The sequence below is a fragment of the Promicromonospora sp. NPDC060271 genome, from assembly GCF_042726755.1.
GTDB lineage: Bacteria > Actinomycetota > Actinomycetes > Actinomycetales > Cellulomonadaceae > Promicromonospora.
In genome coordinates, this window is the sequence record NZ_JBHXBG010000186.1 from 1 (window position 1) to 10,350 (window position 10,350).

Consider the following 10,350-nt stretch of genomic DNA (forward strand, 5'->3'; position numbering starts at 1 on the left):
GCGCTGGAGCGTTCCCGGCCGGCGTCGGCCCGCCACTACTTCCTGGTGGCCTCGACGGCGGCGAGGATCGTCTCCGCCACGGGCACCGGGTGCGAGACCGACAGCGCGTGCGAGGCCCCGGGGATCTCCGTGGCCGTGCGGGCGCCCGCCCGTTCCGCCATGAACCGGATGAGCTCGGCCGGGATGTTCCGGTCGGCGTCCCCGAAGACGAACCACGACGGGATCGTCCGCCACGCCGGGGTGGCCGTTGGCAGGCCCTCCGTGAGCGCGGCCTCGGTCACGGGCCGCTGGGTGGCGGCCATGAGCGTGGCGAGGTCGTCGTCGACGTCGGCGGCGAACTGCTCGCCGAACACCTCCGGCCGGATGACGACCTCGTTCCCGCCGGTCGAGACCGGGTAGGCAGTGATGGCGCCGCCGAGTGTGCTGCCCGGGAACTTGGCGGACAGCGTGAACGCGTCCTCCCCGGTGTCGGGGGTGAACGCGGCGACGTAGACGAGGCCGACCACCTGGTCGTTGCCCGCGGCTGCCTCCGTGATCACCATGCCGCCGTAGGAGTGGCCGGCCAGGACGACCGGCCCGTCGATCGACGCGATCACGTCGCGGAGGTACCGGGCGTCTCCGGTGACGGAACGCAGCGGGTTGGCAGCCGCGACGACGCGCAGCGCCTGCTGCTGCAGCTCGTGGACGACGGCGTTCCAGCTCGACGACTCCGCGAAGGCGCCGTGGACGAGGACGACGGTGGGTGTGGTCATGACAGTTCTCCCTTGGTGTGTGCTGACTCGGCGTGTGCCGACTTGTGGAGCGCCTTGCGCAGGACGTGGGTCGCCTGCTCCAGGGCGGCGGTCGTCGCTGCGGTGGCGCGAAGCGGGTTGAGCATCATGAAGTCGTGGATCGTGCCGTTGTAGCGGACGCTCGTCGTCGGTACGCCTGCCGCGGTGAGGTGCCGGCCGTATGCCTCCCCCTCGTCCCGCAGGACGTCGTTCTCGTCGACGACCAGGAACGTCTCGGGCAGGCCCGCGAGCTCCTCGGCGGTCGCCCGCAGGGGCGACGCGGTGGTCTCGCCGCGCCGGTCGAGGTCGGGCAGGTAGGCGTCCCAGAACCACGCCATGGCCTTGGCCGTCAGGTGCGGGCCGTGGGCGAACTCGCGGTAGCTGTCGGTGTCCTGCGCGGCGTCGGTCACCGGGTAGTAGAGGGACTGGTGGACGAAGGTCACGTCGCCGCGCTGCTTGGCGAGGATTGTGAGGGCTGCGGTCATGTTGCCGCCGACGGAGTCGCCGGCCACGGCCAGCCGGGACGCGTCCAGGCCCTGGGAGGCGCCCTCGTGGGTGATCCACTGCGCGGTGGCGTAGGCCTGCTCGATCGCCACGGGATACTGGGCCTCCGGTGACCGGGTGTACTCCACGAAGACGACGGCCGCACCGGCACCGACGGCCAGGTCGCGCACGAGGCGGTCGTGGGTGGTGGTGCCGCCGAGGATCCAGCCGCCGCCGTGGACGTAGAGGACGGTCGGCAGGAGGTCGGAGGTCCCGTCGTCCGTACCGCCGGGGGTGGAGGTACCGACGGGCTTGACGATGCGGACCCGGACGTCGCCGACCGTGGCGGGGACGGTGATCCACTTCTCGTCGACGTCCGGCTTCTCGACGGGCCCCGACTGGACGTCGTCCAGCAGCTTCCGCGCACCCTCGATCCCCAGTTCGTAGACGAACGGGGGGTTGGCGGTCGCATCGGCGAACGCCTGGGCCGCCGGTTCGAGCACGTGCTCACTCATGGCTCTCCTTCTTCTGCTCCGGTTGTCCCGTGTACCCCTGCGTGTTTCTCCGGGGTGAATCTCCTGACCGGCGTCCGATGGGTCCGGATTGCGCTGCGACAGGTGTGGGTCACGGGTGCGAACATTTGAGTCGCGAGTCCGCCTGTGGGCGGGCCTCGCACATACGACCGGCCGGGGGCGCCGGCTGTGACGGTTCAGCCATCGCAGGGAGATGCATGACGACTTCGAGCGCCCCGGATCCGGACGACCCGGACCCGGCCGCTGGATCCGCTGGCACACCACCGACCGGTCGGTCGTCAGGAACCCGGAGGCCTTTCTGACGACCACGGCGACGCGGCTCGCCCTCAACGTGCTCCAGAGCGCCCGATCCCGCCGCGAGACGTACACGGGGCCTTGGCTCCCCGAGCCGGTGGACACGAGCGACGACCCGTTGCTCGGTGCCGAGCGGGCGGAGGCCCTGGACGTGGCGGTCCTGGTGCTGCTCGAACGTCTCACCCCGACCGAACGCGCGGCCTACGTGCTGCGCGAGGCGTTCGGCTACGCCTACGCGGACATCGCCCGGATCGTCCAGCTGTCGCAGGCCACGGCGCGGCAGCTCGTCAGCCGGGCCCGCAAGCACATCGCGACGGGCAAGCGGACCACCGTCGTCGCGAGCAGACGACGCGCGCTCCTGGACGCGTTCGTCACGGCCGCCCGGATCGGCGACCTCGCAGGGCTCGAGCACCTGTTCGCCGAGGACGTCGTCAGCCGGGCGGACAGCGGCGGCGTCGTGCGGCCGGCGGCGCGGGTGCCCGTCGTCGGACGCCGAAAGGTCGCCCGGCTCCTGCAGGCCTACGCTGAGGTCTTCTGGGCCGGCGTCACCGCCCGGCCCCTGACCGTCAACGGCGAGGAGGCCAGGGGCTTGGAACGGGACGGGGCGCTGTTCTGCGTCCTGACACTTACGTCCTCGGACCGTGGCATCGACGAGATCCTGTGGCAGATGAACCCGGCCAAGCTCGGACCCGTCCGGCGTACGTGGGCGACGGGAAGGTGAGACCGCGAGCCGGGGTGCGTTGCCAGCAGGTGGCGGGCGTCAGCCCGCCGGGTCGAACGGGATCCCGGCCGGCTTCATCCGCTCCAGCCAGTAGGTGAAGTCGCCGTCGTCGATCTTGATGGTCGCGCCGCCGAAGTCGGCGGTCATGAGGCGGTCGCGGAGCGACGTGCTCGGCCAGCCGTCCCAGCCCACGAGCGGCGGGTAGCGCCAGCTGCCGTAGTGGTTCTCGGGCGGGTCGTCGTTACCGTTCGCCAGCCGGAAGAGGTGGGTGCTCGGGCCGTCCTTGTGGAAGACGATCTTGGGGTGCGACCCCTCGAACCGGACCTGGGACCGGGGATAGGTGGCCGAACCGCTGTGCTCGGTGATCGAGACGTGCTCGACCTGGTTCGACGCCTGGTCGACCCACACCACGACGTGCTCCCAGTCGTGCTTGTGGCTGCCGATCGCGATCGGGCCGTCCATCGTCTGGTCCTTCTCGAAGTAGCTCGCGTACATCACCGCGCACCAGCCGTTGTTGCACTTCTCCCGCGAGTAGGTCTGCGAGTTGTCCAGGTCCGACCGGTCGCGGCAGTTGCCGTTGACGGCCCCGCCGATGTTCAGGCCGGGTGCGATGGTGCCGTCGGGGCCGATGGCGGGCGTCGCGTAGCAGCCGTCGCCGTCGTAGTCGTAGGCGGGGGAGAAGGACTGCTCGGTCCCCGTGGCGTTCTGCGGGAGGTTGGGCGGCGGGTCCGCGTGCGCGACCGACGCCGGCGCGGTCAGGGCGAGCGCGGTGACTGCGAGCGTTGCGACGAGGCGCGCTGAGAGCGGTCGGTGCATGACTGGCCTTTCGTCGGTCCTGACCGGGTGTGACGAGGGCGGGTGAAAATCGCGACAGGTGGATGCTATGGGCGGGTCGGGGGCCGGGCAATGAGGGTGATCCCGTACATGACGAAGTGGCCGCCGCCGCACTACCTTGAGGCATGACCAGCACTTCCCGGCCTGCCTCGGGCGGACCAGATCCTGCCGGACCGGACCCTGCCGGACCCGACCACAGCCTCGGTGCCACCCTGACCCCCGGTTTCCGCGGACGTGCGCGTCCCGAAGGCGTGACCCTGCCGCCCGGGCAGTACGCGGAGGAGGGGTTCCCCGTGCTCTCCGCGGGTCCGACGCCCAACGTGAGCACGGAGACCTGGAGCTTCACCGTCACCGCCGAGTCGGGCGCCACGAGGTCCTGGACCTGGGCCGACCTGATGGCGCTGCCCCAGGACACGCCGACCGTCGACATCCACTGCGTCACCCGCTGGTCCAAGTTCGGCACCCGCTGGCGCGGGGTCTCCCTGGACGTGCTGCTCGCCGAGGTGGAGTCCACCGCGGACTTCGCGATGGTGGGCTCCTACGGCGGCTACACGACCAACCTCCCGGTGGCGGACCTGCTGGGCGGCAAGGCGTGGATCGCGCACACCTTCGACGGCAAGCCGTTGCACCCCGAGCACGGCGGCCCCGCCCGGCTGCTGGTGCCGCACCTGTACTTCTGGAAGTCGGCCAAGTGGGTGCGCTCGCTGCGGCTCATGCCGACGGACCGGCCCGGCTTCTGGGAGAAGCTCGGCTACCACGACCTCGGCGACCCGTGGCGCGAGCAGAGGTACCAGGGTGACTGAGCTCCGGCCCGCCGGCTCGCGGCTCGGTGACAGGTACGCGGTTCCCTCGGGCTGGCAGGTCGGGACCCTCGTCGAACGCCGGGCCGAGAGCCCTACCGCGACGACCCTCGTGCTCGACGTCCCGGGCTGGCCGGGACACCTGGCCGGTCAGCACCTGGACCTGCGCCTCACCGCACCCGACGGATACACGGCAGAACGTTCGTACTCCCTCGCGAGCGGGCCGACGGCGGCCGGTAGCGGCCGGGTCGAGGTGACCGTCCAGCGGGTCCGGGACGGCGAGGTCTCCCCGTACCTCGTCGACGAGTTCCCGCCCGGTTCCGCGATCGAGGTACGTGGACCCATCGGCGGCTGGTTCGTCTGGGACCCGGCGTCCGACGCCGGTACGCCCGTCCTGCTCCTGGCCGGCGGGTCCGGCCTGGTCCCGGTGATGGCCATGGCCCGGGCGCGTCGCCAGGCCGGCGACCGTACGCCGTTCCGGCTGATCTACTCGGTGCGCACGCCCGAGGACCGGCTGTACACGAGCGAGCTGGAGCAGCTCGCCGCCCGTGGCGACGGTTTCGAGGCCAGCACCATCTACACCAGGGCGGTCTCGCTCACCGCGCTCCGCGGTCCGCGGCGCCTCACCGACTCGGAGCTGGCTTCGTGGGGCTGGCCGGCCGAGCTGGAACCGCGCGTGTACATCTGCGGTCCGACGGGTTTCGTCGAGGCGGTCTCGCGCATGGTCGTGGCCCAGGGGCACGACCCGGCCCGGGTGCGGACCGAGCGATTCGGCCCGGCGGGGGACTGAGCGATTCGGTCTGGGCGCGCACGGCGGGCCGGGTCGCCTCAGGCGGGGACGTCGCGCGGCGTCGGCTCGCGGACTTCCCGCCACATGGGCTGGAGGACCGGGCCGCCGTCGGGCAGCGCGATGGGTTCGCCGTGGTCCCGGAAGCCGTGTCGTGCGTAGAGCCTCCGGTTCCGCGGCGTCGACGCCTCGAGATAGACCGGCAGGCCGACGTCGCGCGCGTGCCCCAGGCCGTGGCGCAGCAGGGCGGAGCCGGCGCCCAGCCCGCGCCAACGGGGGAGTGCGGCCATCGCCGAGAGGTACACGTGGGGCACGTCGGGGTGCCGCGCGCCCGTCGCCGTCCGCACGACGGCCAGACGGCGGGCCAGGTCGCCGACGAACCGATCGGTGTCGGGAAGCTCCGGCTCCGGCGGCGTGCCGGGAAGCTCGGCCCAGACGGACGCGGCGACAGGGCCCCCACCCGCGAGGAACGCGACGAGCAGCTGGCCCGCGTCGACCGCAGCCCGCAGCGACGACTCGAAGAGCTCCCGGGTGCGCTGTCGCCGCCGCTCGGGATCGGGTTCGACCCAGGCGGAGACCGCCTCGTCGGCGAAGGCCTCGACGCACACGGGGAGCACCACGTCGAACTCCGAGGGCACGGACGGTCGGACGGTCAGGTGAGGTATCGGCATGCGTCCAGGCTCCGGCACCCCCGGCCCGACGCGAAGTAGTTTCGACTCACGAAGAAGTGCGACGAAAGGAGCGCGGCGGCATGACGTGCGTGGAGTGCGGGAGAGACCTGGACCCGGCCCCGGGTGCCGGGCGCCGGACCGGGAGGCCGCGGCGCTACTGCTCCCGGTCCTGCCAGTCGCGGGCGTACCGGCGCCGTCGGGACGGAGGTCGGCTCGCGGCTCCCACGACGCCGCTGTCCGACGGGCGACGCCGTGAGCGCGTGCCCGGCTCCGAAGCGGCCGCGGAAGACGCGGGCGGCACGCTGGTCCGCACGGCGATCGGCCTCGCCGACGCGGAAGGGCTCGGCGGCCTGACGCTCCGCGTCCTCGCTCACCATGCCGAGATCGCGCTGCCCGAGGTGCGCCGGGCGTTCGGGAGCCGCGACCGGCTCGTGGCGGCGATGGTCCAGCATCTTCTTGCGGCCGGGCGCGCGGGCGCCGCCGGCCGCGCCGCCGCGCCGTCGGACGGAGGGCCGGTCGGAACGCTCACCCGGCTCGCCGAGGACGAGTGGGCGGCGTACCGCGCGCACCCGTGGCTCGTGTCCGTGCTCGCCACCAGCCGGCCGCTTCTCGTCCCTGCGGTCCTCGAGGCCGCGCGGGCGACCATCGAGGCGTTCGTCGAGCTGGGGTTCGACCCGCAGACGGCCCTCGGGCGGTACATCGCACTGAACGGTTACGTGCAGGGCATGGCCCTGTTGCTCCTCGCCGAGCACAAGGAGACGGCCCGCTCCGGGACGGCGTACCGGGCGTGGTGGTCACAGGAGGCGCGGCGGCTCGACCGCACCGGCGCACGCCGCCGTCATACGTGGCTCGACGGCGCGAGCGGCGGCAGGCTGCCGGACGCGTTCGACGCGGAGGTCGACTCCTGGTTCCGCGAGGGCCTCGCCGGGGTCGTCGCCGGGCTCGTGACCCCCGAAGGCTGGGGCGGACCGTAACGCCAGGGGGAGCCGTAACCGGGCCGGTTACGGCTCCCCGTGGCCTGCTGAATCCCGGTCAGCGGCCCCGTGCCAGGCTGGAGGGCCACCAGATCGCCCGGCCGATGTCGTAAGCGAGCGCGGGGACCAGGAAGGACCGGACGGCGAAGGTGTCGAGCAGGACGCCGAAGGCGACGATGAACGCGAGCTGCGCGAGGAACAGCACGGGGATGACCGCGAGCGCCGTGAAGGTCGCCGCGAGCACCAGCCCGGCCGACGTGATGATGCCACCGGTCAGCCGCAGCCCGCGCAGCACGCCGTCACGCGTGCCGTGCGCGATCGACTCCTCACGGACCCTGGTCATGAGGAAGATGTTGTAGTCGATCCCGAGCGCGACGAGGAAGACGAAGCCGAACAGGGGCACCGCCGGGTCGGCGCCCGGGAACCCCAGCAGGTCGTTGAACACGAGCGCGGCGACGCCCATCGCCGTCCCGAAGGACAGCACGGTCGTGAGGACCAGCAGCACCGGCGCGAGGACGGCGCGCAGGAGCAGCATCAGGATCAGCAGGATCACCACGAGCACGATCGGGACGATGAGGGTCCGGTCCCGGATCGAGGCGTCGTTCGTGTCGAGGTCGGTCGCGGACTCGCCGCCGACCAGGGCCTCGGGGACCGCGTCGGCGTAGGCGGTGCGCAGGTCACGGACCGTCTGCTCCGCGGCGGCCGAGTCGGCGGCGTCCTCGAGCGTGCCCTGGAGCAGCACCTCGCCGTCGGACACCACCGGCTCGGGGACGGGCGGCCCCGCCGGCCCACCGGGCCCCGCCGGCCCACTGGGCCCCGCCGCCCCACCAGGCCCCGCCGCCCCACCTGGCCCCGCCGCCCCACCAGGCCCCGCCGCCTGGATGCCCTCGGCCGTGACGGGGGCGGTCCCGCTCGCGGTGTCCGCGGAGATCGCGACCTGCGCTATCCCGTCCTCCTCCAGCAGGACGTCGGCCGCCCGCTGCAGCTCGTCCTCGGGCGCGACGACGTAGACCGGGCTCCCCGACCCGGCGGGGAAGTGCTCGGCCAGCCGGTCCTGGCCCATGCGCGCCTCGGAGGCGCCGAGGACCAGCTCCGACTGCGGTACGCCCGAGGCCTGGAGCTGCGTTATCCCCGCGCAGCCGAGGGCGAGGACCGCCGCCGTCGTGATCCAGATGGTCCGCGGCCGGGCGCGCACGGCGCGCGAGACCCGTCCCCACAACCCGCGCTCCTCGTCCTGCGCCGAGCCGGGCTGCGCGGCGGCGGGATCGTACGCCGGCCGGCGGGGCCAGAACGCCGCGCGGCCGAGCGCGAGCAGCAGCGCGGGGAGCAGCGTGAGCGCGGCGAGCATCGCGAACGCTATGCCGACGGCGGCGACCGGGCCGAGTGTGCTGTTCGAGCGCAGCTCGCTCAGCAGCAGGCAGAGCAGGCCCGCGATGACCGTGCCGCCCGAGGCGAGGATCGGTTCGAACGAGCCCCGCAGGGCCCGCCAGGTGGCGGTCCACCGGTCGGGCGTGCGCACCAGCTCCTCGCGAAAGCGCGCGACGTACAGGAGGGCGTAGTCCGTCGCCGCGCCGATGACGAGGATGAACAGGATGCCCTGGGTCTGCCCGCTGAGCAGCAGCACCCCGGACCTGGCGAGGTGCCAGACCGTCAGCAGCGCGAGGCAGAGCGCGAACATGCTCGTCGCGAGCACGGCGAGCGGGAGCAGCAGCGAACGGTAGACCACCACGAGGATGACCAGCACCGCGGCGAGTGCCACGCCGAGCAGCAGCCCGTCGATCCCGGCGAACGCGGACGCCAGGTCGCTCGAGAAGCCCGCCGGTCCCGTGAGGTAGAGGTCGACGCCGGCCGGCAGGCCCTCGCTCAGGGTGGCCCGCAGCTCGCCCGTGGCCTCGCCGAGGTCCGCGGAGCCGGACAGGGGCACGAAGGCCTGCGCGGCGGCGCCGTCCTCGGCGGGGATGGGCGGGGAGACGTCGCCGTCCACCACCTCCAGGCTGCCGGCCGCGGTCAGCCGCTCGCCGATCGCGGTGAGGTCGTCGTCGCTGAGCTCACCCGTGGCGCCGTCCCCGGCACCCTCCGTGGCGACGAACACCGCTATCGCGGGCACCGCGTCGCCGTCGGTGAAGCCGGCGAGCCGCTCCTGTACCTCTGTCGCCTCCGCGGTGGCGGGCAGGTAGGCGGTGCGGTCGTTGGAGGAGACCTCGTCGACCCGGCCGAAGTACGGGCCGCCGATCGCGGCGCCCACGAGCCAGACCAGGATGAGCACGGCGGGCAGGGTCACCCGGAGCCAGCGCGGCACGCGCGAACCGGCGGTCACGAGGCGCGCTCCCAGCTCGCGACGGGGCCGGGGACGACCACGAACAGGGGGTGGGCGGCCGGTGGTCCGGCCGAGGCGATCCCGGCGTGGTGCGCGGGGGAGCGGATCGCGAGCTTGCTCAGGAGGTGCTGCCACTCGAGCTCGAGCTGCCCGGTGGTCACGACGATCCGTGCCGTTGCGCGGGTGCGCTCGTCGAGCGGCTGGGCGATCCGCTGGGCGTCGAACCGGTAGCCGCGCCGTGCCGCCTCGTCCCGCACGCCGTGGAGGTAGGCCGAGATCGCGACGGCGGGCTGCGGGTGCTCGCGGAAGCGGTCGAGCTGCGGGTGCGCGGTGTAGCCCCGGGTACGGCCGAGCAGCACCGCCTGCGCCAGCAAGGCCTCGCGCCAGCACGCGGTGAGACCCTGCCGGTCGAGCAACGCCGGATCCAGTGACCACAGCCGCATGCGTCGGCACCTCCTGTGCTGTCGGCCGGATCGGGTACCCGGCCTATCGCCTGCCAACTTAGCTAGCCTGGCTACCTGTAAGCAAATGACGCAATAAGTCAAGGGGGTAATATCCGAACGTGGATCTCGAAGCTGTTCCCCGCGAGCCTGTTCCCCGCGACGCCGAGCCGTCGATGATGGATCCGCGCATCATGGACCCCGGTCAGGAGATCGTGCGGCTCGCCGGCCTGGACGACGCCGACATCGACCAGGTGGTCGGCGTCCTGGAGGCGCTGCGCCGCTGGCGCGAGACCGAGCGCCGGATGAGCGAGGCGTCACGGCGCTACATGAAGCTCGGTGAGACCGACATGCGCGCGCTGCGGTTCCTCATCGCGATGGAGAACCACGGCCGCGTCGTGACGCCGGGCGCGATCGCCGAGCACCTGGGCATCACGACGGCGTCGACCACCAAGCTCATCGACCGGCTCGCCGCCGGCGACCACGTGCGGCGCGCCCCGCACGCCTCCGACCGGCGCAGCCTCGCGATCGAGGTCACCCCGGAGACGCGGCACGCCGCGCGCGAGACCGTCGGGCGCAGCCACGCCCGACGGTTCGACGCGGCGGCCCGCCTGACCGCCGAGGAGCGGGAGGTCGTCATCCGCTTCCTCGACGACCTGGCGGCCACGGACCAGGGCGAGTTGTGACCGGGCGGGTGTGTTGCGCGGAGTAGACGTTGTCTACTCC

The 10,350-nt window shown here is 72.9% G+C and carries 11 protein-coding genes; 5 read left to right on the plus strand and 6 right to left on the minus strand.

Going from position 1 to position 10,350, the window contains the following annotated elements; translation table 11 throughout:
• Positions 1-35 precede the first annotated feature (35 nt).
• Positions 36-752 (minus strand): alpha/beta fold hydrolase, encoded by a 717-nt coding sequence (locus ACFWE2_RS21815; protein WP_377226306.1) that lies wholly within the window; start codon positions 750-752, stop codon positions 36-38.
• Positions 749-1,768 carry an alpha/beta hydrolase gene (locus tag ACFWE2_RS21820; protein ID WP_377226307.1) on the minus strand — a complete coding sequence of 340 codons (1,020 nt, stop codon included), beginning with the start codon at positions 1,766-1,768 and terminating at the stop codon, positions 749-751. The genes ACFWE2_RS21815 and ACFWE2_RS21820 overlap by 4 nt, the downstream gene beginning before the upstream one ends.
• A gap of 211 nt (positions 1,769-1,979) precedes the next feature.
• On the opposite strand from ACFWE2_RS21820, the gene ACFWE2_RS21825 reads away from it, so the two are divergent.
• A complete protein-coding gene (locus ACFWE2_RS21825; RefSeq protein ID WP_377226308.1) occupies positions 1,980-2,801 on the plus strand; it encodes a sigma factor-like helix-turn-helix DNA-binding protein in 822 nt (273 codons plus the stop codon).
• A 39-nt stretch (positions 2,802-2,840) separates the two neighbouring features.
• On the opposite strand, the gene ACFWE2_RS21830 is transcribed toward ACFWE2_RS21825, so the two are convergent.
• Positions 2,841-3,617 (minus strand): NPP1 family protein, encoded by a 777-nt coding sequence (locus ACFWE2_RS21830; protein WP_377226309.1) that lies wholly within the window; start codon positions 3,615-3,617, stop codon positions 2,841-2,843.
• Positions 3,618-3,760: 143 nt separating this feature from the next.
• Between ACFWE2_RS21830 and ACFWE2_RS21835 the strand changes: the two genes are divergently transcribed.
• Together ACFWE2_RS21835 and ACFWE2_RS21840 are read left to right on the plus strand one after the other, a co-directional pair.
• A complete protein-coding gene (locus tag ACFWE2_RS21835) occupies positions 3,761-4,438 on the plus strand; it encodes a sulfite oxidase-like oxidoreductase (RefSeq protein WP_377226310.1) in 678 nt (225 codons plus the stop codon).
• Positions 4,431-5,225 (plus strand): ferredoxin reductase, encoded by a 795-nt coding sequence (locus tag ACFWE2_RS21840; protein WP_377226311.1) that lies wholly within the window; start codon positions 4,431-4,433, stop codon positions 5,223-5,225. The genes ACFWE2_RS21835 and ACFWE2_RS21840 overlap by 8 nt, the downstream gene beginning before the upstream one ends.
• A 38-nt stretch (positions 5,226-5,263) precedes the next feature.
• Here ACFWE2_RS21840 and ACFWE2_RS21845 read toward each other — a convergent pair whose 3' ends face one another.
• A complete protein-coding gene (locus ACFWE2_RS21845) occupies positions 5,264-5,893 on the minus strand; it encodes a GNAT family N-acetyltransferase (RefSeq protein ID WP_377226312.1) in 630 nt (209 codons plus the stop codon).
• A gap of 260 nt (positions 5,894-6,153) precedes the next feature.
• Here ACFWE2_RS21845 and ACFWE2_RS21850 point away from each other — a divergent pair, with 260 nt between their 5' ends.
• A complete protein-coding gene (locus ACFWE2_RS21850) occupies positions 6,154-6,867 on the plus strand; it encodes a TetR/AcrR family transcriptional regulator (protein ID WP_377226313.1) in 714 nt (237 codons plus the stop codon).
• A 58-nt stretch (positions 6,868-6,925) separates the two neighbouring features.
• On the opposite strand, the gene ACFWE2_RS21855 is transcribed toward ACFWE2_RS21850, so the two are convergent.
• Both ACFWE2_RS21855 and ACFWE2_RS21860 read right to left on the minus strand, forming a co-directional pair.
• Complete coding sequence (locus ACFWE2_RS21855; RefSeq protein ID WP_377226314.1) at positions 6,926-9,184, minus strand: MMPL family transporter; 2,259 nt, start codon at positions 9,182-9,184, stop codon at positions 6,926-6,928.
• Complete coding sequence (locus tag ACFWE2_RS21860) at positions 9,181-9,627, minus strand: pyrimidine dimer DNA glycosylase/endonuclease V (protein WP_377226315.1); 447 nt, start codon at positions 9,625-9,627, stop codon at positions 9,181-9,183. The genes ACFWE2_RS21855 and ACFWE2_RS21860 overlap by 4 nt, the downstream gene beginning before the upstream one ends.
• 119 nt (positions 9,628-9,746) lie before the next feature.
• Between ACFWE2_RS21860 and ACFWE2_RS21865 the strand changes: the two genes are divergently transcribed.
• A complete protein-coding gene (locus tag ACFWE2_RS21865; RefSeq protein ID WP_377226316.1) occupies positions 9,747-10,310 on the plus strand; it encodes a MarR family winged helix-turn-helix transcriptional regulator in 564 nt (187 codons plus the stop codon).
• Positions 10,311-10,350 lie beyond the last annotated feature (40 nt).